Here is a 24,226-nt window from a genome sequence, read left to right on the forward strand (position 1 = left end):
GGCAAACGACGCTAACCTGCCCTTCACGAAGGGCTGCAGCACCTTCAGTTAGGGTGTGAATATTTACCAGGAGGGCTGGTCCTGTGAGTCCTCGTCTCCGGACTTTACTACTTTCTGAATCGACCACAGGTCTTTGCGCACGCGTTCTGGAGGCGGTGAAGCCCCCGAAAATGTTCCCCCTGAACGCCTACTCAATGCCTATAGAGGCCTGACTGACACCTGTATAATTACATTCTTTGATCCTTCATCACCATTTACGCATGGCTTTGTAGGAGGTGTGTTTATATGAATTTTATTAGATTATTGCTTTAATTTTTTGACTTGCGTGCAATTGTCGGTGCGATGTAAATGGCGTTTAAAACATGATAATATGGCCCGTAATTATTTGAGCTGTTCCATTTTTAATTTATAGCAGGGCGAATAATGCTTTTTATTGTAATGTTAGGCGGAAAACATCCTAGAGCGAAAATTGAAGTCCATGATATAGCCTTCGTATTGGCTGATAGCTTAGAGGATGCATATCCTCAGCTTAGACAGAGTTGGTTTGGATCTCCTGTAGGCCTTCATATTGATGCATGGATGGCAGTTGATGGAGTTGCAGGCTGGAAATTGGAACTAAGTGAATTAGCTCCCCGCCCTGGATCAATGCGTTTGTACTTTATCAATTTAGGTGGGTATGAAGTTAAATCCTTTGGTGAAGCGCATCACTATTCCCTGATAGTTGCGAAAGATAAGCGGGAGGCGATGAGCCTCGGTAAACGCGAGATTTTAAAGCACTGGGTCCAGGCCCATACTGATGGTGTGCTGGATGTGGACGACTGTTTGCCGATTGATGCGATAGAAGGACGATACGTTCATTTGGTTGAGGGACCACACGACGGCATCATTCAGCGCAATGACTACATTGTTTTGTCGTAACGTTTGATTAGCTCAACACGTCATCTGCTGAATCGCCCGAATTTCCTACGTAATGAGCGGCCACTTTTGGCCGAACGCGGCCATACGACAAGTGCCCCGAATCGTGGGCAATTTGGTAGTTCGTGTTCGGCCGGCAGGTACCCCCCGGAAAGTCTAAGAAGTCACTAGATGAGGGGTCACATAGACCCACGCGGCATATGTGAAGAAACACATGCCAGTGCAGAAGCAAACAAATCCAATCAGGCTTGCCCCCCACATCAAACATCTCGCTTCACGCTGCGTCCCGCCCTGACTACTGCCAGCCCCCCTTGTCATTTTCATAACACTTGACCTTCCCCTCATGGCAAGCCGGATAAGACCTCCAGTGTTGGTTTGTCCTGAAAATTACAAGGAGGTACACGATGTACGGCAAGCGCATAACCCTGGTCGCCGTGGCGATAGCTGTCGTGTTCACGCTGGGTGGCTGTAAAGAGAGCGCGCCCGCGGCCGATGCCGCCAAGCCGCCTGGCGTGCCGGTGGCCGAGGTGGTTGCGCAGCCGGTGATTCCGTTTGTTGAATACACCGGCTCCTTGACCGCGATTGAGCAGGTTGAGTTGCGCCCGCGTGTCAGTGGTTATCTGCAAAGTGTCAGCGTGCCTGAAGGGCAATCCGTGGCCAAGGGCAGCCTTTTGTTTATGATCGACCCACGGGAGTTCCAGGCGGCGCTGAACGCTGCCAAGGGCCGTTTGCGTGAGGCTGAGGCCAATGCATTGCTGGCCCAGGCCGAGCATGGTCGGGCTGAGCAACTGTTCGCCAAAAAGGTGGTGGCGCGGGATCGTCTCGACAGCGCCATCGCCTCGTTGAATGCCGGCAGGGCTCAGGTCGACGCCGCCAAGGCCGCGCTGGATGCCGCACAACTGGACTTGAGCTACACCCGCGTCACTGCGCCCATCAGCGGGCGTGTCGACCGTGCCCTTGTCACCGAGGGCAACTACGTCACCCGTGGGGTGACGCCGCTGACGACGATCGTTTCCATCGACCCGCTGCATGTGTATTTCGATGTCGACGAGCGCACCTATCTGCGCTCGCTTGCCGCGACTCGGGAGGTTGCTGCGTCGAAAGGGGAAAAGGCCGCCAGGGTCATGGTGGCGATGCTTAACGATGCAAGCTATGCACGCGCCGGGCGGGTGGACTTCCTGGCCAATGCGGCCGACCGCAAGACCGGCACAGTGCGTGCGCGTGCCGTGGTCGACAACCCGGATGGGCGCCTGACGCCGGGGCTGTTCGCCAAGGTCAAGCTGGACATCGGTGCGCCGCAACCCCGGGTGTTGGTGGCCGACCACTCGATTGGCACTGACCAGGGCCGCCGCTATGTGCTGGTGGTCGGCGCAGACGACAAGACCGAATACCGTCCCGTCGAACTGGGGCCGATGGCCAACGGCTTGCGCGTGATTGAGCAGGGCCTGCAACCGGGTGAACGCATTGTCGTCAAGGGGCTGGTGCGCCCCGGCATGCAGGTGACGCCATTGGCCGCCAGGATTGATGGGGCGCCGTTGGATGCGCCGTTGGTGTTGGGGGGCGTGCAATGAGCTTCCCACGCTTTTTCATTGACCGGCCGATCTTCGCCATCGTGCTGTCGGTGTTAATGATGATCGCCGGCATCGTGGCCTTCTTTCATTTGCCTCTCAGCGAATACCCCGCCGTGACGCCGCCCACGGTGCAAGTGACGGCTTCTTATCCGGGCGCCAACCCCCAGGTGATCGCCGAGACGGTGGCGGCGCCCCTTGAGCAGGTGATCACCGGCGTCGAGGGCATGCTGTATATGACGTCGCAATCGGCGACCGATGGCCGCATGATCCTCACCGCGACCTTCGCCCAGGGCACCAACGCGGACATGGCGCAGATCCAGGTGCAGAACCGCGTCTCGCGGGCCCTGCCGCGTTTGCCCGAAGAGGTGCAGCGCCTGGGCGTGGTTACGCAGAAGACCTCCCCGGACATCCTCATGGTGGTCCACCTGCTGTCGCCCGACCAACGTTATGACCCGCTCTACATCTCCAACTATGCCTACCTCCAGGTGCGCGACGAGCTGTCGCGGATTCCGGGGATCAACGACGTGCTGGTGTGGGGGGCGGGCGAGTACAGCATGCGTCTGTGGCTCGACCCGGACCTGATCGCCGCCCGTGGCTTGACCGCAGGCGATGTAATTACCGCAGTGCGTGAGCAAAACGTGCAAGTGGCGGCCGGCTCGGTCGGCCAGGCGCCTGACTCCAGCGCGGCGTTCCAGGTCACGGTCAATACCCTCGGGCGCCTGACGGACGAGGAGCAGTTTGGCGACATCATCATTCGCACCGGTGATAACGGCCAGGTGACGCGTCTGCGCGATGTGGCCCGTGTCGAAATGGGCGCCGATGCCTACGCGCTGCGCAGCCTGTTGGACGGCGAGCCGGCCGTTGCCCTGCAGATCATCCAGAGCCCGGGCGCCAACGCGCTGGATGTGGCGCAAGCGGTGCGCGATACCATGCAGCGTCTGGAGGCCAATTTCCCCGAGGGCATGGTGTCGCGGATTGCCTATGACCCGACAGTGTTTGTGCGTGCATCGCTGGAGTCAGTGGCCATCACCCTGATGGAAGCGATCCTGCTGGTGGTCCTCGTGGTGGTGGTGTTTCTGCGTAACTGGCGTGCGTCGCTGATCCCGTTGATGGCCGTGCCGGTGTCGATCATCGGCACCTTTGCGGTCATGCATCTGATGGGTTTCTCCCTCAATACCCTGTCGTTGTTCGGCCTGGTCCTGTCCATCGGGATTGTGGTCGACGATGCAATCGTGGTGGTCGAGAACGTCGAGCGGCATATCGAGAACGGCGAGGAGCCGACGCAAGCTGCGCGGCGAGCGATGGGCGAGGTCACCGGGCCGATCATTGCGATCACCTCGGTACTCGCTGCGGTGTTCATCCCCACCGCCTTCCTCAGTGGCCTGCAAGGTGAGTTCTATCGGCAGTTCGCGCTGACCATCGCGATTTCCACGATCCTGTCGGCGGTCAACTCCTTGACCCTCAGCCCGGCACTCGCCGGCCTGTTGCTGCGCCCGCGCGACGCTGCAGTGGTGCATGACCCGCGCAGCCTGCGCGGTCGCGCCGCGCATCTGGTGCAAGTGCTGAGCCGGCCGTTCCAGCGGGCACCGCAGGCGTATGGCAACACGGTGCGCAAGGTCGCGGGTCGTCGCGGCGCGGCGCTGTTGGTGTATGGCGGCTTGCTGGCGCTGACCTGGTTTGGTTTCAACGCTGTACCGGCGGGCTTCGTGCCGATGCAAGACAAGTACTACCTGGTCGGTATCGCCCAGTTGCCCAATGCGGCCTCCCTGGATCGTACCGATGCGGTGGTGCGGCAGATGTCGAAAATCGCCCTGGATGAGCCGGGCGTCGAAAGCGTGGTGGCGTTCCCTGGGCTGTCGGTCAACGGCTTCGTTAACGTACCGAATGCTGCCGTAATGTTCGTTATGCTCGATCCGTTCAAGGAGCGTACTTCTCCCGACATGGCTGCGGTCGCCATCGCCGGGCGCCTGCAAGCCAAGTTCGCGAGCATTCCCGACGGTTTCCTCGGTGTATTCCCACCGCCGCCAGTGCCCGGTCTTGGAGTGACCGGAGGCTTCAAGCTGCAGGTTGAGGACCGGGGTGGGGTCGGGCTCCAGGCTCTGGTGCAGCAGACCCAGGTGCTGATGACAAAAGCCACCGAGTCGGGCCAGGTCGCCGGGTTGATGACCAGCCTGGACGTCAACGCGCCCCAACTGAATGTCGATATCGACCGCACCCAGGTCAAGAGCCAGGGGGTGCGACTGGCGGATGTGTTCGAGTCTTTGCAGGTCTACCTCGGTTCGCTGTACGTCAACGACTTCAACCGGTTCGGCCGCACCTACAAGGTGACTGCCCAGGCCGATGCGGACCACCGTATGCAGGCCGAAGCCATCGGCCGCCTGCAGGTGCGCAACGCGGCCGGGGACATGCTGCCGTTGTCGGCGTTTGTCACCGTCACACCGAGTTCCGGGCCCGATCGGGTGATTCATTACAACGGCTATCCTTCGGCCGATATCTCCGGCGGAGCGATGCCCGGGGTCAGTTCCGGGCAGGCCGTCGCACTCATGGAGCGCCTGGCACAGGAGGTACTGCCCGAGGGCGTGACCTATGAATGGACGGACTTGACCTACCAGCAAAAGCTCGCTGGGTCATCGGCGCTGTTCATTTTCCCGCTGTGTGTGTTGCTGGCCTATCTGATCCTGGCCGCGCAATACAACAGTTGGTTGTTGCCCCTGGCGGTCTTGCTGATTGTGCCCATGTGTCTGCTCAGCGCGATCATCGGCGTTTGGTTGGTGGACGGCGATAACAACGTGTTTGTACAGATCGGGCTGGTGGTACTGGTCGGCCTGGCTGCGAAAAACGCCATCCTGATTGTCGAGTTCGCTCGCAGCCTTGAAGCCGAAGGCGCCAACCCGCTGGAAGCGGTTATCCATGCGTGCCAGCTGCGCTTGCGACCGATTCTGATGACCTCGCTGGCGTTCATCGCCGGTGTGGTGCCGCTGGTATTTGCCAGCGGTGCCGGGGCCGAGATGCGCCATGCCATGGGGGTTGCGGTGTTTGCCGGGATGTTGGGGGTGACCCTGTTCGGTCTGTTCCTGACGCCGGTGTTCTACGTGGTGATGCGCAGCCTTGCGCTGCGCAAGGTTTCGAGTCCGAAGCTGCAGTTGGAGGAGCGCGTGTCATGAAATTGGCCTATCAAGCGTTTCTGGTGTCGTCGCTCCTGCTGGCTGGCTGCACCGCAGTCGGGCCCGATTACTCCGCGCCGGTGTTGCCCGCCGCGCAACGGCCAGCAAGCTTCGGCGCGCCCATTGCCGGTCTTGGTACGGGCGATGTCGAGGTGCAGTGGTGGCGTGTGTTCGATGAGCCGGCCCTCAGCCAATTGATCCAGCAGGCGCTGGCGGCCAACCACGATATCGGCATCGCGGCCGCGCGTCTCGACGAAGCCAAGGCGATGTTGCGCGAGAGCCGCCAGGGCTTCTTGCCCAGCGGCGGTGCCGCGTTAGGGTATGAGCACCGACAGCGCAGCGAAGTCGAGACCCCCCTCGGCCAGCAGCGCTCCCTTGAAACCACGCGCGCGGCGCTGGATGCCGCCTGGGAAATCGATTTGTTTGGCCGCGTCCGGCGCTCGGTGGAGGCGGCGCAGGCCCAGGCGGGATCGCGCCAGGCGTTGCTGCGCAGCGTGCAGGCGAGCGTCGCCGCCACCGTCGCGGCAACCTGGTTCGAGCTGCAAGGGGTCGAAGCCGAGCAGGCGGTAGTGGCGGACATCAGTCAAAGCCAGCGCGACAGCCTGGGCCTGGTGGAGCACTTGGTCAGCGTAGGCGCCGCCACCGAATTCGATCGGCTGCGTGCCGAGGCCTTGCTGCGCAATGTCGAGGCGGTAGCGCCTGGCCTGGAGCGACGTCGGGCAACCACCACCAACGCGTTGGCGGTATTACTGGGGCAGGCGCCACAAGGGTTCAAGCCACCGCAGGCCCGGCCCGGCCGTGAGACCTTGAACCTGCGCACCCTGCAGGTCGGCGACCCGGGCGGCTTGCTGGCCCGGCGCGCCGATATCGCCGCAGCCGAACGGGTGCTGGCAGCCGAGACCGCGCAGATCGGCGTGGCAACAGCCGGTTTGTATCCGGATATCCAGGTGCAGGGCTCCATCGGTCTGCTGGCCGGAAGCCTCGGCGCCCTGGGCGACTCGGGCATGCAGTCGAACTTTATCGCACCGGTCATTCGCTGGTCGCTGCTGGACACTGGGCGCGTACGTGCGCGGATCGCCGCCAGCGAGGCGCGCACCCAGGCGGCATTGATCAGCTACGACCAGACCGTATTGCGCGCCCTGCAAGAAACCGATGACGCGTTCCAGGCCAACAGTGCTGCAGGCAGCACCTTGGGCTTGCGGCTGCTGGAAGCGGCGGCCAATCGTGAGGCGGCGAGGTTGGCCCGCACGCGTTTCACGGAAGGTGAGGGGGTGTATCTGGACGTCCTGGAGGCCGAGCGCGCGGACTTCAGCAGCCGCCGCGCACTGACTGTGGCGCGCACCGAGCAGCGCTTGGCGGTGGTCGGTATCTACAAGGCATTGGGCGGTGGCTGGCAGATCTGCGAGCAGGCGGGGCAGGTGTGCAGCGGTGCTGCGGCACTGCGTTAGACACCGTTGTTGTACGCAAGCGCGCTGCTTGCGGTGTTCGGCGAAGAACGGCCTGGCGGCAGATTTACTGTCGCAAGCCACCATTTATCGAATGAGGAGTCACCCAGATGGATACCAAGCAGGTTCTAACCGTTGGCCTGGCAGTGCTAGGCGCGGCGACAATGCCGTCGATGGCAGCCCAGGAAAGCATCAAAGGCACGTTCGCGCTGCCCGGCGAGAGCGAAAAGGCTGTTGGCGCGCTGATCGTCAAAGAAACCGGCCCACTGACACGTGAGTTGTCGATTGCCTTTACCGACAAGGCCACCGGGCAACCGATCGTGCAGTTTGACGAAGAACTGACCCAGCGCCTTCATGTGCTGGCGACCGACAGCCATTTCACCAGCTTTATCCATGAGCACGCGGCCAAGCTGGGCGCTGATGGTCGCTTCAAGGTCGCGATGAAGTTTCCCCGGCCGGGCACCTATTACGTCTATGCCGATGCCGTGCCGAGCGGGCTTGGCCAGCAGGTGGTGCGCTTCGAGGTGCCAGTACAAGGCGGCAGCGATGCGGTGGCCCAGGCGCCGGCCAAGCCGGAGCAAGGTAGCGATGGCCCGTACACGGTCAAGTTGGACACGTCGGCCTTGCGTGCCGGCAGCGAAAGCATGATGTCGCTGACCGTGCTCAAGGATGGCAAGCCGGCCCAGGACCTGGACACCTACCTGGGTGTGGCGGCCCATGCGGTTTTCGTCAGTACCGATGAGCTGGACTATGTGCATGCGCACGCCATGGCGGCGCAGGCCGCCCACGGTGACCATGGCGACCCAGGCGCAGTCTCGGCGCAGTTGATGCTGCATGCCAAGCCCGCGCATGCGGGGCCTTATGCCTTGTGGATTCAATTCAAGGGAGGCGACAAAATTCGTACCGTGCCTTTCCTCGTGACAGTTCCCGCCGCGTCCTGAAGCCTCCCCCCGGCATCCTCGCCTCGCCGTTGGTCAGCCATCGGCGGGGCGAACAGCCCTGGTTACGGGCTGTTTCAACTCAATGAAAAGAATTTTCCTACAGGTGTTGACCTTGCCACTGGAGGAACCTTTAGGATTTTTTTCGAGTACGTAAACATCATAAAAATAAGGATCAAAGGGGTTATCAATGGATACTGCTGCCCTGCAACAACGCCCGGACGCCCATCAGTGCACCATCGCTTCGGCGCTGATGGCTGATGCTTTAAAGCCCGGCGCGCCATACACCCAGGTCACCAGCGCGCTGGAAGCGCTGCTCGCGCTGACCCGGCAAGGCCTGTCGGGAGACGCCGGCGCCTACGCCCACTACCAGTCAGCACTGCTGCAACTGCACATTCCCGGCGAGCCGCGCACCGAGCCGACCCGTCGCTGGATGGCCAGTGAGGTTTACCGCGTTGAAGATGAATTCGCGGCCGACCTGCCGAGTTTCACCGCACTGCCGGCGGATGAGTTCCGCAAGCAGGTCGATGCTGAAATCGCCGCACGCAGCCGGGTCAATCATCCCATGTCGGTGCACCTGTTCCAGGGCACGCCGCCGGTGCAAGACGTGCGCTTCTTCCTGGAACACCACTGGACCCGCTCTTACAACTTCTACAGCCTGCTGGCCGAACTGGCCTTTCGCTTCGAAGCCATTGAGGACGCGTCGGTGTTCTACCGCAACCTTTACGGCGAAGCGGGCGCGGAGACACCGGAGCGTTCCCACCCGGCGATGCTGGCCCACCTCATGGAGTATTTCGATATTCCGCTGGCGATTGACTTCCCGGCACTGCACCCCCTGGAAAAGGCCTACCTGAACAATCGCATTCGTTGTGTGCGGCACACCGATGTGGCGTGGGGCCTGGCGTTGCTGTACGCCGTCGAGTCGGTCAGTTGCGTCAACCATCGGCGCATCTACGAGTTGTTGCAGCGCCTTGAGGTGCCAGAGGGGCCCAGTGAGTTCCACCGCCTGCATGGCACCCAGGATGAGATCGACACCGAGGAAATGTGGGCACTGATCGCCAAGTTCGCCAGTGATGAAGGCTTCCAGCGCATGTTCATGCGGGCGCTCAAGCGTCACTTCGAAATCAACAAGGCCTACTTCGACAGCCTGTGGCAGCAGATGCAGGAACAACGCCTGCCCGCCTGATCCTCCCAGCGACCCTAGAACAAAAAAATGGAGCACATGATGAGCCCACGTAATTTTTCGCTGCCGCAATTACAGAGCATTCACACCGCTGAAGCCCGCCTGCTGGCTGAGGCGCTCAAACCTGACACGACATTCAACCGTATCGAAATTGCCGCCAATATGCTGCGCGCCTTGTGCGAATCGGGCCACCGGGGCGATGCCGCGAACGCGGCGCAGTGTCAGCAATTGTTGTACATCCTGTCGCTGAGCGATGACGTCGCCACTGCCTCGACCCGGCGCTGGCTGGCCAATGCGATCTATGGCGTGCAAGAGCGTTTCATGCCGTCTGCGGACCTGGCATCGCCCTTGTCCGAAGCTGGCTTCCAACAGCGCCTGGAAGAGGAAATCGCCGCGCAGTCGCGGGAAAACCATCCGATGTCGCAGTACATATTTGAAGGCAAGGCCTCCCGTGAGCAACTGCAGGTGTTCCTGCATCACCAGTGGTTCCGCACCTTCCGCCTGTACCGCGACGCAGCGGACCTGCTGGTCAACCTCACCGACGTGGATGAGGCAGCCGCGCTTGGCCGTTACCTCTACGGCGAGCTGGGCGAAGAGGACGAGCAGCGCTCCCACCCACGGCTGTTGGCCAAGCTCCTCGGCGCCGTGGGCCTGCCTGCCGATTTCGACGCCATCTCGACCATGCCCGAAGAGATCGCCTACCTGAACAACCGGGCCCGGTGCTTTCGCAACCCGGATGTCGGCTGGGGCCTGGCGGTGTTCTACATCACCGAACTGGTGGTTCCCGGCAACCACGGCAAGTTGTACAACGCCTTGCGCAACGCTGGCCTGAGCCAGGACGACGCGGAGTACTACGAAGTGCATATCAGCCTTGTCCCGCCGCGGGCCAAGCGTGAATGGGCGCTGATCTCACGGCGTATTCCGGACCTCGCGTTCCAGAATTCATTCCTGACGTCCCTGGCCCAGCACTTCCGGCTGGAGAGGGCTTATTACGACGCTGTCTGGGAAGAAGTGCAGCGCGTGAAGTAGCCCTCCCTGGACAACGCGAGTAACCCGACATGCCGAGTCATATATCAGAATCCCGTATCCACGGGGGCGCTTACTCGTCCCCGGAATTTGCCGCGATCTTCTCTGATGCCAATCAGGTGCAGAAGTGGCTCGATGTTGAAACAGCGCTGGCGGCGACCCAGGCGCAGATGGGCATCATCCCCCATGAAGCTGCGCGGGAAATCGCCCGGGTGGCCAGTGTGGAGCTGCTCGACCTCGACGCACTGGGGCGCGAGAGCATGGAAACCGGGCACATCCTGGTGCCGACCATTCGCGCACTGGAGGCCTTGTGCGCCGATGGGTTGGGTGAATACGTGCATTACGGCGTGACCACCCAGGACATCCTCGACACCGGGCTCATCTTGCAGGTTCGCGATGCCTGGGGCCTGGTCTTGCAGCGTTTGCGGGGGATTCGTGGGCATTTGCTCACGCTCGCCCTGCAGCATAAGCACACGCCGATGGTCGCCAGGACCCACGGGCAGCAAGCGCTGCCCACCACGTTTGGCTACAAGGTCGCGGTGTGGGTCGATGAAATTGATCGACACCTTGAGCGCTTTGATGAGGCGTATGCCCGGGTAATGGTGGGCAACCTGACCGGCGCCGTGGGCACCTTGGCGGCCTTGGGCACACAGGGCCTGGAGGTACAGCGCCGGACCCTGGAAAGCCTTGGCCTGGCGGCACCGTTGAGCAGTTGGCACAGCGCCCGCGACCGGGTCCTGGAGGCGGCCTGGCTGCTGGTCCAGGCCTCGGCGACCTTGGGCCGGGTCGCCAATGAGATCTACCACCTGCAACGCACCGAGATAGATGAAGTGCGTGAAGGCCGCCGGGCAGGGCAGGTGGGGAGCAGCACCATGCCCCACAAGCAAAACCCGTCGACGGTGGATCTGATCAGCGCGCTTTCGCGGCTGGTACGCGCACAAATGCTCGCGCTGACCGATGCGGCGTTCCAGTTGCACGAGCGTGACGGCACCACCTGGCGCATCGAATGGGCGGCCTTGCCGGAGCTGTTCATCTACGCCGGTGCCTTGCTTGCACGGATGGAGGGTGTGCTGCTGGCCGGGTTGGACGTGCGCGAAGCGCGCATGCGCAGCAACCTGGATTTGCTGGACGGGCTGATCCTGTCGGAGCGGGTCATGCTCGCGCTGGCGCCTCGCCTGGGCAAGCAGACGGCCCATCAGTTGGTCCACGAAATAGCTCTGCAAGCCCAAGGCGCGGGTGTTTCTTTTCGCGAAGCCCTGCTCAACGATCAGCGTTTGCACGGCTGTTTCACCCGCCAAGCGCTCGACGACCTGCTTGACCCGACCACCTACACGGGGCTTGCGGCACAGATGGTCGAATTGGTGGCGAACAAAGCGATACCCCGGTCTTCAAGCGATGGCCTTGAAGCGGTGATGGCAACCCCAGGAAATGTCGGTCAGTCCCAGTACGCGATGGAGGGTATGTGATGGATTCGCAAACGTTGGAAAAGGTAGCCCGTGCATCTTGCACCGCTCGTTCGGAACACCTCGGCCTGGGTCATGACGGCGAGCAGTGCCGGCACGAACACAGCCACATCCTCGACTCGAAAACCCACGGTTCAGGCTATGCCGGCCCGCAGAGCCGCAAGATCTTCTGCAGTCACTGCCGCCTGCAGCGCTGGCTGGATGTGGAAGCTGCGCTGGCCATGGCCCAGGCCGATGTCAATATCATCCCGCTCGAGGCCGCCCTGGAGATCGAAAAAGCCGCCTTGCTGTCGGGCATCAATGTGCGCCAGTTGGCCGAAGGCGTGGCTGCCACCGGTCATTCGCTGATGCCCTTGCTGAGCGCCCTGCAAAAAAACTGCAGCCCGAGTGCCCGTGAATTCGTGCACTACGGCGCCACCACCCAGGACATACAGGACACCGCCCAGTCCATGGAAATGCGCGACGTCCTCGACGCGATGGACCTGGCCCTGGAGACCTTGCTGGGCAAACTGTCGACGCTGGCCGATGCGCACCGTGATTCGCTGATGGTCGCCAGGACCCATTCGATCCCAGCCTTGCCAACCACCTTTGGGCTGAAGGTCGCCGGCTGGATTGATGAACTGCTGCGCCACCGCCAGCGCCTGGCTGAGGCCCGCCAGCGAGTGCTGGTGGTGCAGCTGTTTGGCGGGGTCGGCACGATGGCGGCGTTCGGTCCGGACGCGATGCCCATGCTGGAGCGTTTTGCGCAGCGCTTGTCGCTGCAAGTACCCCTGACCGGATGGCACGTATCCCGTGACCGTGTCGCAGAGTTCGTCAGTACCTTGGCCATGGTCACGGCATCGCTGGCCCGTGTGGCCGACGAAATCCGCACGCTCAATCGCTGGGAAATCGGCGAGGTGGAAGTGGGCTGGAGCGATCAGCAGATCGGCAGCAGCACCATGCCCCACAAGCGCAACCCCGAGGGCTGCGAGCAGGTCGTGGTCCTGGCGCGGTTAGCCAAGGCCCAGGTCGTGCTCGCGCTGGACGCGATGATCCTCGAGCACGAGCGCGATTACCGTGGCACGCGCCTGGAGTGGTGTGCGGTGGCGGACGTTTCGCACTATGCGCTGATGGCGCTCTCGATTCTGACCGAGACCATCGACGGGCTGACCGTTAACGTCAAGAAGATGGAATGCACCGCCCAGGGCTATGGCGATGCGATCTGCACCGAAGCCGTGGTGTTCGAAATGGCACGCAAGCTCGGCAAGAGCAGCGCCTACCAAATCATCTTCGAAGTGTCCCAGGCGAGCCAGCGCGATCACGTGTCGATCCGCACGGCGATCGAGGCCGATACCCGGGTGGTCGCTGTCATGGATGCAGGCGTCCTGGCGCGGCTGTTCGAGCCCAGAAGCCATCTGGGCATGTCCGAACGCATTGTCGATAACGTGCTGTCCAAACTGACGGACCGCTGACCCTTGCTCAATGAGCAGGCTTGCAAACTTATCAAGGAGAGACAGATGTCTAAGGTTATGGAAGTTGATAAAACCAAGGTCCAGCAGTTTTCCGCGCGGATCATGGAGGATTACGGCAACACACTGCGCGGTGCGATGCTCTACATCGGTGACCAGCTTGGCCTGTTCAAGGCACTGGCCGACGGTGAGGCCGTGACCCTGGAACAGCTGGCGCAGAAGACCGGCTACAACGCACGCTATTTGCGCGAATGGCTGGGCAGCATGGTCACCGGCAGCTATGTGACCTATGACGCGCAAACCCGTAGCTACCAGATGCCCGCTGAATTTGTGCCGGTTCTCGCCGATGAAGACTCGCCCTATTTTGCCGGTGGGATCATTCAGCTGAGTGTGCCGTTCGTGAGCATGGCGCCCAAGGTCATCGAAGCTTTTCGCCACGGTGGTGGTTGCGCCGAAGAGGCGTTTCCGCTGGAAACCTGGAAAGGCATGGAGCGCATGACCATGCCTTGGTACAAGCACTACTTGGTGCAGCACTGGATTCCTTCCCTGGACGGCGTCGAAGAGAAGCTCAAGACCGGCGGCAGTGTCCTGGATTTCGGTTGCGGCGCCGGCCTTGCGGCGATCACCATGGCCAAGGCGTACCCTGAGGCCCGGATTGTCGGCTGCGACTTTCACCTGCCTTCCATCGAGCTGGCACGGGCCAATGCCGAGGCAGCCGGGGTCGGTGACCGGGTGCAATTCGAGGTGAACGATTCGGATGCCTTGCGAGGCCAGCAATTCGACTTCGTGACCACCTTCGTGGTGATCCACGATGCCACCGATCCTCAGCAGATGCTCAAGGACCTGCGCGCCGCGACGGCCGAAGACGGCACCTACCTGATGGTCGAGCTCAACCTGTCCGAAGAGCTTCACGAGAACATGAACCTGTTCGGTCGAGTGATGTATCCGCAGAGCACCCTGTATTGCATGACCTGCTCGCTGTCCCACGGTGGGGCAGGGCTGGGGGCGTTCATGGGCGAGAAGCGCGCACGGCAGATGGCGCAAGCCGCCGGGTTCAGCCACTTCCGCAAGGTACCTTCCGAATGGCCGCCAATGCCGGCGTTGTTTGAACTCAAGCCGTGACCTAGCGTGCCCGGGGGCGTGTGGTACACGTTCCCGGGCATGCTCCTGCGACACCTGCGTGATGGACCGCCCAACTCTGTTATCGTGGCGCCCCTCTGAACGCACGGAAGCAATCACCCATGGATTTCTGCAAACCCCTGGCAATCGTCCTCCTGGTGTCGATTGGCAACCCCGCTGTGGCCGCCGAAAACAATAACCCGTTCCAGGGGGCGCTTATGCTCACCTCGGTAGCGCCCTTTGTGATTACCTCGGGAGCTACCGCCGGTACTTCCTACATTCCAGAACTTTTCAAATCCTCCAAAAGTGACGCGCTGGCGTTCATTGGCTCCGATGGCGAGATCCGGGGTGCACAGTTCGAGCAGGCAAGCAGGTTTTATCGCTCGACCTACACGCCGCCGCTGATGTCTGACGCACAGCTGGCCCTGGCGATCGCGGCCTCATCTATACCGGCACTCTAGTGTTGGTTGTTCACGCTGCTCAACGGAACGTATGATCTGAGCCAGCCCTCCTTAGTTGGGGCTGCGCCGACTCACACCCGTTGAAGGACATGAGCATGCAAAAGCACTTCGGTAATTCAGGCCTGTTCAAGGCTGCTTCGTATCACTGCAACAACTCCCTGGTGAGCGGCATCGCGCGCTGGGAGCTGAAAAACATTGCGCTGAATACGAAGGAGTTTTTGATATGTCCAAAGAACTACTCGGAGTTTTTGCTCTAGGGTTGATGGTGATCGGTGAGTTTTGTGCAATCTACAGCGAGGTAGTCACCGCCAGGCTGGCCCATGCCGGCGACGGTTCATGGCAGGCATTCATCATGCCTGTAGTGCTGATGTGCTTTGCCGGGCTTTGCTTGCTGGGCGCCTATTGGCTGGGGTATGTGGCGGTCGGTGATATCTGGATCGTCACCGTGGTCTCGGTCACGTCCTTGCTGCTACTGGAGCCTGTGGTGGTCTGGGCGCTGTTCCATGAGGCACCTGGGCGCGGCGCATTGATCGGCTTTTGCCTGGGGGCGCTGGGGATGCTGGCTACGGTATTGTTGTAGTTGCACTTTCCTGGCCCGGCATGCAGATGCCGGGCACCCCGCTTTCAGCCAAATCCCAGACAAAGAAAAGCCCGCGATGGGGAGTGCGGGCTTAAAGGTTTTCACTAGGAGCTGGGATCACCTTAGGCGCCCGACTGTGAAAGGGATGTGAAAGCGTTAAGCAATCTGCAGTCGCGCTGATCAGCGCTGTGTCGATAAGCGATAAACCCCCACCGGCCACTGCACCAGGGATTTACCCTTGTTGAACAGGGCTACGCGGTCCATTTGTGGAGTGGGCAGCCACAACGTCCCGTCCTTGTCCAGGAAAGGCGCGTCAACCCAATGCAGGCGCTTGTCCACGACCAGGGTTTCGATCTGTCCGTCAGGGCGGCGCACGCGCATGGCGTCGTGGGCCAGATCGGAAAAGTACAGGTTGCCCTGTGCATCCATGACCGAACCTCCCGTTGCCGGTATATCGGCAAAGAATTCTACCCGCGCGGCCAGTTGTTCCGGGGGCAGGGCCGGGTTCGCAAGGTCCTGGATCCGCACCTTGAACCACGGGCCTTGCAGCGCGCCATAGTACAGCCAGACGCCGTCAATGCTGACTTCCAGCGGGTCGGCGTTGACGCGCAGGGGTTGGCCGTTGGGGGCCTTGACCACCTGGTTGCTGAGGATCAAGTCCCGGTCGGGCCGGGCGACCACTGAGGCATGCTGGTTCAGCACGCGCCGGGCTTCGCCGGTCTCCAGGTCGACGACAATAATGCCGGCATTTCCCGCATCGGTGAGGAAGGCCTTGCCGGCGCTGAAGCGGACGTCGTCCACGTAGCTGCCGGCCATGGCGATATCCGGCCCGAAGAAGTAGGTGCGAACCACCTGGTTTGTAGGCAGGTCGATACACACCAGCTTTGCGCCTTGGCTGACAGGGTTGCCGCCGAATTCGGGCGAGCCGGTGTCCACTACCCACAGTTTGTCGCCCTCCAGGCGCAGGGCATTGATATTCACGAAGACGTTGGCAGCATCCCGCCCTGGTGCCCAGCTGTTCCAGGCACCGCTTGGATAGGCAGCGCGCTGGCCATTTTGGTCGATTGCCGTCAGTTGTGGCCCTTGGGTCCCGGTCCAGCGTGGCCCCGAGAGAAACGTGCGGCCGCTATAGTGCGCTACGGCGTTCCAGATCTGCCCGGAGCTTTGGACCGCGACGTCCAACTCGGGCTGTTTGACGGTGGCGCACCCGGCAAGCAGTGCCAGCATGGCGGCGCCCAGCAGCAAACGGGTCATGAGCGTGCTCCCCCAGCGCGGGCACAGGTATCCCACAACTCGGTGAGGCGTTGATGGAGGGTGTGCATGAACTGGCTGACGGTGGCTTTCGACATGATGATTCTCCTGCATCTGGTGACGTGACCTAACGAGGAGATAGCTTGATTGCTGGCGTTTAACTGAAAAAGCCCAGGTTCGATGCAATCAGCTTCTTCAAAATATTGATAATCCGCGTTCACACAGCCCAATACGCCACGTTCGTTGCGCAATGTTTCCCCGGGTGAGAAGTTGGCCTAATTGTGACCGGTTATCATCTGCTGCCTATGTCATCTTCTTCCGCACGCATCCTGGTCATCGAGGATGACCTCGAGCTGTGCACCTTGCATAAACACGCCGGCAAGCCCTTGTCCAAGCGGCGCAAGCTCGTGGCGATGAACCTGCAGATGCTCAGCCAGGGGCGTTAGGTCCGCCAGGCTGGCACGCCCTTGTCGTCGATCGTCCAGTGCGGCTGCCCCGGTACGATCTGCACGCCACCGCCCCAGCGCTCGTGGCTTGCATGATCGGGCCAGTACTCGCTGCCACTCAACACCCGGTGGCCCAGGGGCGTCAGCGCCAGTGTGCGGCCAGGCCAGGGTAGGTGGCTGTCGGACTCAGTCAGCAAAGGAGAGGCCCCGTCGATCAGCGGCCGCATCAGGGCATGGAACATCATGTCGCCGAGGTAGGGCAGGGGTTCACGCTTGGCCATCAGCTCGGCGAACACTCGGGCAAACGGCGTGGGGCCGACTTCGGCCAGATATTGCAGGGCCAGGCGCTCGGTCAGCGACAAGCCATCGCGAGCGCCGGGCAACTCCTGCAACTGCCGGCGCAGTGCCGGGGCCAGCAAGGGCAAGGCGGGGAGGGGGTTGCGGGCCAACTGTGCCAGGGCCACGGGCGAGCTGTCGCAATAGGCCGCCCACGCCTGCCGCGCCAATTGGCGCATGGGCTCGTCAACTGGCCGGCGCTGGGGCCACAGCCAGGCCAACACCTGCGGGGCCAATTGCCCGATGCCGATAAAGCGCTGCACGCCGGGAATGCGGTCGACCGCGATCAACTCCAGCCTGGCCGGCGTGTGCTGAAGACCTGCCAGGGCACGGATCAGGAACAGTTGGTCATAGGCATCCGCTTCGCACCACAACACGCTGTGGTCGGCGCTGCCCAGCTCTTCAAGATGGCGGTACTCATCGTCCAGGCGGCGTGCGGCATCTGCCACATCCAGGGTAAACGCCTGGCCGATGAAGCGCGCCCGCATCGCCCGGTAGGCCTCGCCAGGCAAGGCCTGGACCGGGCCCATGCACAGCGGGTCGCTGAGCATCCGAAACCGCCCCTTGAACCCCGCCACGCCAAGGCTGTGGGCAATATCATTGCCGCAGCGCCAATGGGTGGTGCGCGCTTCATCGCTGGCTTCGAAACCGGGGTGGTTGGCGGCAAAATCCACTGCATCCACATGGGCCTTGAGCTTGGGCCAACTGCTGAAACCCAGTTGCCGGGCAATCAGCCATTGGGCATCGGAAAGCGTCGGGTGCGGGTTGGCAAGCAGCGCCAGTTCAGTGGGCGCGGTGCCGTGTTTCAGGCGCTGCAACAGTTCCTTGGCGCGCTTGCGCTGCTGCTCAAGGTTGATACGGCCGTCAGTGGACGGTGACGCGGGGCGTTGCGACATACGATCTCCTTGCACAAACCTTGTCCGCTTTAAGGTTGGGAGTCGTAGTGATGAGGTCTGCAGTCATGTCCTGGGCGCAGCCCTTTCCGCGGAAGGTGGCGTAGATGGCGCCTGGCGCGAATATAGGTAGGGGGAGGGTGGATTGCAAGGTGTTCTGTTTCTGGATGTTGAAATCGGCAACTTCTCCAAGAGCCGAAAAAACACTTGAGGTAGCCTTATTTCCTACAGACAACAAGGAGTCGTCATGCAACGAAAAACCATCAATCCCCCGACAGTCTTCAACTCCCTGCAATACGGTTTCAGCCAGGCCATGGAAGTGCGCGAGGGCCGGCGCATTCTCTTGTCCGGCCAGGTGGGGGTGGATGCTGACGAGCGCACCGTCGGCCCCGGCATCGCCGAGCAGACCGCCACCGCCCTGGACAATATTGAAAAGGTACTGGCCGCGGCCGAGGGCGATCTGTCCCATGTGATCATGCTGCGCCTGTATATCGTCGAGTCCGCCCGCGATCAGCAGGAGCCTATCGCTGCCGCGCTGCGCGAGCGTTTCCCCGACAATCCGCCGCCGTCGTCATGGATCATCGTCAGCGGCCTGTCGCTGCCCGAGTGGTTGATCGAGATCGAGGCGGAGGCGCTGATCCCGGGGTGATCAATAGCGCATCATCACCGACTTGAGTTCGGTGTAGTCCTCGATAAACGCGCTGCCAAACTCCCGGCCAATCCCCGAGGATTTGTTGCCACCGAACGGCACGGCCGGGTCGAGCAGGGTGTGCATGTTCACCCATACCGTGCCGGCGTTGATCGCCGGGACCATGCGCAGCGCCTTGCCCAGGTCGTTGGTCCACAGGCTGGCGCTGAGGCCGCCAGCGGTGTGGTTTATCAACGCCAGCAACTCATCCTCGTCGTCGTAGGGCAGGAACGTGGCGATGGGGCCGAAGGTCTCTTCGGTGAGCAGCGTGTCGTTGATGCTGTTGGCGAGAATGATCGTGGGCTCGACATAGCAACCCGGCCGATCCATTGGCTGGCCGCCATGGATGATTGTGTTGTTTTCGGCGCGGGCGGTGGCAAAAAAACCTTCCAGCTTCAGTTGGTGCTGACGGTGGGTGACCGGGCCGAACTCGGTGCGCTCATCCAGTGGCGAGCCGATACTCAGTCGGCTCAAACGCTGGGCCAGGGCTTGCATGACCGGGTTGATCTGCGAGCGGTGGACGAAGAACCGCTCGGCCGCCGCGCAGATTTGCCCGGAGTGCAGGAACCCGGCTTCGATAATGCCGTTGACGGCGGTTTCCAGCTTCACATCGGGCAGGAACGCCGCGGCGTTTTTGCCACCCAGTTCCAGGGTCGCGCGAGTCAGGCCGGCGCCCATGGCCGCGCTGCCCACCGCAAGGCCGGTGGGCACCGAACCGGTGAATGACACCTTGTCGGTGCCGGGGTGTTCGATCAGCCCCTTACCCACCCGGCCGCCGCCGGTCAGCACGTTCAGCACGCCAGCGGGCAGGCCGGCTTCCACCGCCAGTTCGGCAATGCGCAGCAGGGTCAGCGGCGTGAACTCGCTGGGCTTGATGATGATGCTGCACCCGGTCACCAGGGCCGAGGCGAGTTTCCAGATGGCGATCATGGTCGAGAAATTCCACGGCACGATGCCTACCACCACGCCCACCGGTTCGCGCAGGGTGAAGGCGGTGTAGCGCTCGCCGGCAAACGAGGGCAGTGACGGGGTGAGGGTCTGGCCGCTGATCTTGGTCGCCCAGCCCGCGTAATAACGCAGGAAATGCGCGGCCTGGTCCACCTCGAACGCCCGGGAAATCTGGATGATCTTGCCCGACTGACAGGTCTCGATCTGTGCCAGCTCCTCACGGTGGCGTTCCAGCAGGTCGGCGAGTTTGAGCAGCACGTTACCGCGCACCGCCGGGGCGGTCTGCGACCATTGTTTAAAGCCGTGCCTGGCGGAGGCCACGGCCAGCTCGATATCACTGGCTTGCGCGTCGGCGACCGTGGCGATGACCTGGCCGGTGGCGGGGTTGATCACCGCCAGGGTCTGGCTGGACTGGCTGGCGACGTAGCCACCGTCGATAAACAGGCCGTGGTCTCGACGCAGGAAGGCTTCGACGGTGGGCAGCAGCGCGATATCGCTCATGGGGAGGTTCCTGATCAAAAGGGAAACCCCGAGGCTAACCAACGCTGCAGGCGACAGCTTGACTGTGCCTGCCGGGGCGTATGTCTGTGGCTGCCATGCCCCTGTGGGAGCGGGCTTGCCCGCGATGGCTGAGTGTCAGTCGATACATTCGGCGGATGAACTACCGCTATCGCGGGCAAGCCCGCTCCTACAGGGGAAGTGCGGTGGCTCAGGCGCAACCCACGGCTTAGAACGGCACCGCCACCACCAACTGGCTATACACGTTGGTGCCGTTGCCACCGACCTGGTTGCCGCCCGTCTCCTGGTCCTTGTCCGGTTGGTACAGGCCAATCAACGGCGTGATGATCAGGTGTTCGTTCACCGCCCATTCGACATACAGGTCCAGCTCGCGGCCATCCAGGTCGAGCATGTTGCGCTTGCTGACAGTCTGGTAGTCGAAGAACAGTGCGCCGAGGGTCAGGATGTCCAGCGGCTTGACCTTGAGTGCCACGTGCTGCACCGAGGTGTTGCTGTTGTAGGGCCCGGAGTAGTTGCCCGCCACTTCGCCCTGGACCCAGGTACCCAACCCTCGATTGAAGCCAGCGAATAGCGCATCCCAGTTTTTCGAGTAGCGCGCATAGCGGTAGGTCAGGTTTGGCGACCAGGGCAGGTCGGTGAAGGTGTAGCCGGCCTCGGCGTACCAGGCTTTTTCCGGGCCGGGGTCTTTGTCCTGCCAGGCGTATTCAAACGAGAAGTGCGCGTTGTCGATCCCGGCATTCCCGGTGCCGCGCAGGCTGTAGAGGTTCATGCCCTTGCGTTGACGTTGCAGGTCGTTGGCAAACCGCTCGTCCACGTCGATGCCATGCAGGTAGGTCAAGCCCAGGGTGCCTGGCGCTGCGCTGTATTCCAGGGTGCCGATGGCCATTTCGGTCAGGGCCTGGGCGCGGTTGTCGGACTCGATCCACATCAGGCTGCCATGCAAGCCGTCCTTGCCGCCCAGGCGCATCACTGCGGCCTTGTCGAACGCATGCCGCGCCGCGATGTAATAGGCGCCGCCGCGGTCGAACTCACCGTCGGCCACGCCATTGCCCAGGTTCGGGCCATCGTCGTTGATGATAAAACCGTCGCCCACGGTGATGATCTGGCGCCCGTACGACAGGTCCAGGCCATCCTTGCCCAGGGCCGGCAACAGGTCCCCCGAGCGCCAGCCGGCAAAGGCTTCGTCGAACTTGGTGGTGCGCTCGCTGCCGTCAGTCACGCGGGAGGCATCGCCATCGCCCCAGGTGCCGGAACTCACCAGGTTGGCGGTGCCATACACACTGGCGTTGCTGCCCAGGGTCTGCTCGACGCTCAAGCCATACTTGATAAAGCCTTCACGCCAGGTCGAACCGCCCTGGCTGCCCTCGTAGTTCTTGCGGCTGTTGAACATGCCGTACACGGCCAGGAAGTTGCCGGTGACGGTGGTGTCGTCGTCGGCATACAGTTCGATTGCCTGGGCTGAAGGTTGGCCAATCAACAGCGCCAGACCCAGGCCGACAGCCGGGCGCAGGTGGCGGGTTTTGCGTGTGTGCTCCATTGTTATAGTCCCCCAAGGGTTAAGTTGAGGGCGCATTAGGGCGAGCGTCGGCGGCGCAAGTCTTTCACCTGCGTGCCAGGTAATTGATCCTGGCCGCCAGGCTGCAAACCCTGGCAGGGAGCAACAAAACCGGCGGCAGCCAGGGGCAAGACGATCAGGTTGGGCGGGGCGCACAGTGCAAACACTTCTAAAAAATCCCTTTCGAGGATCTGCACCATGTCGAGCAATGACAGACTTACTGCGCACCTGAACCGGGGCACGGTGGGTTTCCCCACCGCGTTGGCCAGCACCATTGGCCTGATCATGGCCAGCCCGGTGATTCTCACCGCGACCATGGGCTTTGGCATCGGCGGCAGCGCGTTTGCGCTGGCCATGCTGCTGGCCGTGGTGATGATGCTGGCCCAGGCCACGACCTTCGCCGAGGCCGCCTCGATACTGCCCACCACCGGCTCGGTGTACGACTACATCAATTGCGGCATGGGCCGTTTCTTTGCGATCACCGGCACCTTGTCGGCGTATTTGATCGTGCATGTGTTTGCCGGCACCGCCGAGACCATCCTCGCCGGGGTCATGGCCCTGGTGAACTTCGAACACCTCAACACCCTGGCCGAATCCGCCGGTGGCTCGTGGCTGCTGGGTGTCGGTTTTGTGCTGGTGTTCGGCGTGCTCAATGTGTTTGGCGTCAGTGCCTTTGGCCGCGCCGAGATCATCCTCACCTTCGGCATGTGGACCACCTTGATGGTGTTTGGCGTGCTGGGCCTGATCGCCGCGCCGGCAGTGCAGCTGGACGGCTGGTTTGGTGAGTCCCTGGTGGGCACCGACCTGGTGACGGTGCTGTCGTTGGTGGGCATGGCGATGTTTATGTTTGTCGGCTGTGAATTCGTCACCCCGCTGGCGCCGGACTTGCGCCAGTCGGCCAAGGTCATGCCCCGGGCAATGATGCTCGGCCTGATGGGCGTGGCAACGTGCATGTTCATCTATGGCGCAGCGATGAAGCGCCAGGTGGAAAACGTGGTGCTGGACGCGGCCAGCGGCGTGCATCTGCTGGACACACCCATGGCCATTCCGCGCTTTGCCGAACAGGTAATGGGCCAGATCGGGCCGCTGTGGCTGGGCATTGGCTTTCTGTTTGCCGGCGCCGCCACCATCAACACCCTGATGGCCGGTGTGCCACGCATTCTGTATGGCATGGCGGTGGATGGCGCGTTGCCCAAGGTCTTCACCTACCTGCACCCACGCTTCAAGACCCCGGTGCTGTGCATCCTGGTGGCGATGCTGATTCCGTGCCTGCATGCGCTGTACCTGGGCGGCAACACCGACAACATCATGCACCTGGTGCTGGCGGCGGTGTGTGCGTGGAGTTTCGCCTACCTGTTGGTCACGGTGTCGGTGGTGATCCTGCGCATTCGTCGCCCCGATTTGCCACGGGCTTATCGCTCGCCGTGGTTCCCGCTGCCGCAGTTGCTGTCCAGCGCCGGCATCCTGTTGGGCATGTGGTTTATCACGCCGCCGGGGATGAACCCGGCGGATATCTATGTCCCGTTCGGCGTGATGCTGGGCGGTACTGCGGTGTATGCGCTGTTCTGGACCCTGGTGGTGCAGAAGGTCAATCCATTCACGCCGGCGTCGGTGGAAGACGTGCTGGCCAAGGAGTTTGCCAATGAACCGGATCACGCTCATCACGGCTATGTCAGCACTGCGGCAAAAGCTGTCTGAACTGTTCAGTGCGCAACGGGCGCCCGCCGGCTATCAGCCTGGGCGCACCCTGGGGCAGTTGCAGCGCAACCTCGGGCTGGCGCGTTTCGAGCAGGTATCGCCGACTTTGGCGCACGCCGTCCTGGACGACGACAGCCTGCACCTGGAAATCCGCGAGCGCACCGAATCGCAGTTGTTGATGCACCTGGTCATGACCGAATTCAGCCTGCGCCTACCCGCCTCGGCAGAGGGCGCGGCACGCTTTGAATTGCACCATGGCGGGGCCATTCGACGAACTGGAATCTGCTGCCGGCAGCGCGCGGGCGAGGGGGCATTGCTGGGGCAATTGCAGGCGCGCTTGCAACAGGACAGCGCGCTGCACGAGGCATTGATGCCCCTGGATTTCAAGCGCCTGCACATCGAGCTGCATGCCCAGCAATGGCACGTACGCCTGGAGCACATGGGCGGCAGCGAGGTGGTCAACCGCATGCCGGCCTTCCGACGCTACATTGCCCTGAGCCGTGAACAGCGGGATGTACTGCTGGCTGCGCTGCTCGGCTTGCAGCGCGTATTGCGCACGCTCTGATTGGCATCATTAGT

Annotated in this window: 22 protein-coding genes; 17 read left to right on the forward strand and 5 right to left on the reverse strand. The window is 62.0% G+C overall.

Features of this window, described 5'->3' with window-relative positions; all coding sequences use genetic code 11:
* Window positions 1-423 precede the first annotated feature (423 nt).
* The 13 genes from JFT44_RS16990 (at window position 424) to JFT44_RS17050 (ending at window position 15,313) form a co-directional block, all read left to right on the forward strand.
* Entirely contained in the window at window positions 424-918 is a 495-nt protein-coding gene (locus JFT44_RS16990) for a DUF1543 domain-containing protein (protein ID WP_057441699.1), read from the forward strand.
* Between the two features lie 401 nt (window positions 919-1,319).
* On the forward strand, window positions 1,320-2,486 hold the full coding sequence (locus JFT44_RS16995) for an efflux RND transporter periplasmic adaptor subunit (protein WP_120733589.1): 1,167 nt from the start codon (window positions 1,320-1,322) through the stop codon (window positions 2,484-2,486).
* Window positions 2,483-5,650 (forward strand): efflux RND transporter permease subunit, encoded by a 3,168-nt coding sequence (locus tag JFT44_RS17000; protein WP_169990031.1) that lies wholly within the window; start codon window positions 2,483-2,485, stop codon window positions 5,648-5,650. Before JFT44_RS16995 ends, JFT44_RS17000 begins: the two co-directional genes overlap by 4 nt.
* Complete coding sequence (locus tag JFT44_RS17005; RefSeq protein ID WP_198830941.1) at window positions 5,647-7,098, forward strand: efflux transporter outer membrane subunit; 1,452 nt, start codon at window positions 5,647-5,649, stop codon at window positions 7,096-7,098. Before JFT44_RS17000 ends, JFT44_RS17005 begins: the two co-directional genes overlap by 4 nt.
* A gap of 107 nt (window positions 7,099-7,205) precedes the next feature.
* A complete protein-coding gene (locus JFT44_RS17010; protein ID WP_057960139.1) occupies window positions 7,206-8,036 on the forward strand; it encodes a hypothetical protein in 831 nt (276 codons plus the stop codon).
* A 187-nt stretch (window positions 8,037-8,223) separates the two neighbouring features.
* The gene (locus JFT44_RS17015) at window positions 8,224-9,219 is read left to right on the forward strand and encodes an HOASN domain-containing protein (protein ID WP_120733586.1); all 996 of its coding nucleotides are present in this window, start codon (window positions 8,224-8,226) and stop codon (window positions 9,217-9,219) included.
* Between the two features lie 39 nt (window positions 9,220-9,258).
* The gene (locus tag JFT44_RS17020) at window positions 9,259-10,245 is read left to right on the forward strand and encodes an HOASN domain-containing protein (protein WP_057441693.1); all 987 of its coding nucleotides are present in this window, start codon (window positions 9,259-9,261) and stop codon (window positions 10,243-10,245) included.
* A 29-nt stretch (window positions 10,246-10,274) separates the two neighbouring features.
* On the forward strand, window positions 10,275-11,708 hold the full coding sequence (gene purB, locus JFT44_RS17025; protein WP_057441691.1) for an adenylosuccinate lyase: 1,434 nt from the start codon (window positions 10,275-10,277) through the stop codon (window positions 11,706-11,708).
* Complete coding sequence (locus tag JFT44_RS17030; protein ID WP_115128610.1) at window positions 11,708-13,156, forward strand: adenylosuccinate lyase family protein; 1,449 nt, start codon at window positions 11,708-11,710, stop codon at window positions 13,154-13,156. Before purB ends, JFT44_RS17030 begins: the two co-directional genes overlap by 1 nt.
* 45 nt (window positions 13,157-13,201) lie before the next feature.
* A complete protein-coding gene (locus JFT44_RS17035) occupies window positions 13,202-14,275 on the forward strand; it encodes a methyltransferase domain-containing protein (protein WP_057444279.1) in 1,074 nt (357 codons plus the stop codon).
* A 119-nt stretch (window positions 14,276-14,394) separates the two neighbouring features.
* Window positions 14,395-14,733 (forward strand): DUF2388 domain-containing protein, encoded by a 339-nt coding sequence (locus JFT44_RS17040; RefSeq protein WP_057960135.1) that lies wholly within the window; start codon window positions 14,395-14,397, stop codon window positions 14,731-14,733.
* Window positions 14,734-14,828: 95 nt separating this feature from the next.
* Entirely contained in the window at window positions 14,829-14,990 is a 162-nt protein-coding gene (locus tag JFT44_RS17045; protein WP_162947739.1) for a hypothetical protein, read from the forward strand.
* Window positions 14,991-14,995: 5 nt separating this feature from the next.
* Window positions 14,996-15,313, forward strand: coding sequence for a hypothetical protein (locus JFT44_RS17050; protein ID WP_057441684.1), 318 nt, complete (start codon window positions 14,996-14,998; stop codon window positions 15,311-15,313).
* A 180-nt stretch (window positions 15,314-15,493) separates the two neighbouring features.
* On the opposite strand, the gene JFT44_RS17055 is transcribed toward JFT44_RS17050, so the two are convergent.
* Window positions 15,494-16,567 carry an L-dopachrome tautomerase-related protein gene (locus tag JFT44_RS17055; protein ID WP_057960132.1) on the reverse strand — a complete coding sequence of 358 codons (1,074 nt, stop codon included), beginning with the start codon at window positions 16,565-16,567 and terminating at the stop codon, window positions 15,494-15,496.
* Between the two features lie 302 nt (window positions 16,568-16,869).
* Here JFT44_RS17055 and JFT44_RS17060 point away from each other — a divergent pair, with 302 nt between their 5' ends.
* A complete protein-coding gene (locus JFT44_RS17060; RefSeq protein WP_198830942.1) occupies window positions 16,870-17,010 on the forward strand; it encodes a hypothetical protein in 141 nt (46 codons plus the stop codon).
* Here the strand turns inward: JFT44_RS17060 and JFT44_RS17065 are convergent.
* Window positions 17,007-18,242 carry a DUF1835 domain-containing protein gene (locus JFT44_RS17065; RefSeq protein ID WP_198830943.1) on the reverse strand — a complete coding sequence of 412 codons (1,236 nt, stop codon included), beginning with the start codon at window positions 18,240-18,242 and terminating at the stop codon, window positions 17,007-17,009. The two genes, JFT44_RS17060 and JFT44_RS17065, sit on opposite strands and share 4 nt — an antisense overlap.
* Window positions 18,243-18,486: 244 nt before the next feature.
* Here JFT44_RS17065 and JFT44_RS17070 point away from each other — a divergent pair, with 244 nt between their 5' ends.
* Complete coding sequence (locus JFT44_RS17070) at window positions 18,487-18,888, forward strand: RidA family protein (protein WP_057441680.1); 402 nt, start codon at window positions 18,487-18,489, stop codon at window positions 18,886-18,888.
* Here the strand turns inward: JFT44_RS17070 and JFT44_RS17075 are convergent, their stop codons facing one another.
* The 3 genes from JFT44_RS17075 to JFT44_RS28735 all read right to left on the reverse strand — a co-directional run bounded on the left by JFT44_RS17075 (window position 18,889) and on the right by JFT44_RS28735 (window position 22,149).
* Window positions 18,889-20,376, reverse strand: a complete 1,488-nt coding sequence (locus JFT44_RS17075) for an aldehyde dehydrogenase family protein (protein ID WP_198830944.1) — start codon at window positions 20,374-20,376, stop codon at window positions 18,889-18,891. It lies immediately after the preceding gene.
* Between the two features lie 226 nt (window positions 20,377-20,602).
* Window positions 20,603-21,931, reverse strand: a complete 1,329-nt coding sequence (locus JFT44_RS17080; RefSeq protein ID WP_198830945.1) for a hypothetical protein — start codon at window positions 21,929-21,931, stop codon at window positions 20,603-20,605.
* Window positions 21,932-21,966: 35 nt separating this feature from the next.
* Window positions 21,967-22,149, reverse strand: coding sequence for a hypothetical protein (locus JFT44_RS28735; protein WP_225923885.1), 183 nt, complete (start codon window positions 22,147-22,149; stop codon window positions 21,967-21,969).
* Between JFT44_RS28735 and JFT44_RS17085 the strand changes: the two genes are divergently transcribed.
* The gene (locus JFT44_RS17085; RefSeq protein ID WP_198799557.1) at window positions 22,148-23,647 is read left to right on the forward strand and encodes an APC family permease; all 1,500 of its coding nucleotides are present in this window, start codon (window positions 22,148-22,150) and stop codon (window positions 23,645-23,647) included. The genes JFT44_RS28735 and JFT44_RS17085 overlap by 2 nt on opposite strands.
* Complete coding sequence (locus JFT44_RS17090) at window positions 23,592-24,212, forward strand: DUF3156 family protein (RefSeq protein WP_198799558.1); 621 nt, start codon at window positions 23,592-23,594, stop codon at window positions 24,210-24,212. The genes JFT44_RS17085 and JFT44_RS17090 overlap by 56 nt, the downstream gene beginning before the upstream one ends.
* Window positions 24,213-24,226 lie beyond the last annotated feature (14 nt).

Source organism: Pseudomonas sp. MF5691 (genome assembly GCF_016405645.1).
GTDB lineage: Bacteria > Pseudomonadota > Gammaproteobacteria > Pseudomonadales > Pseudomonadaceae > Aquipseudomonas > Aquipseudomonas shahriarae.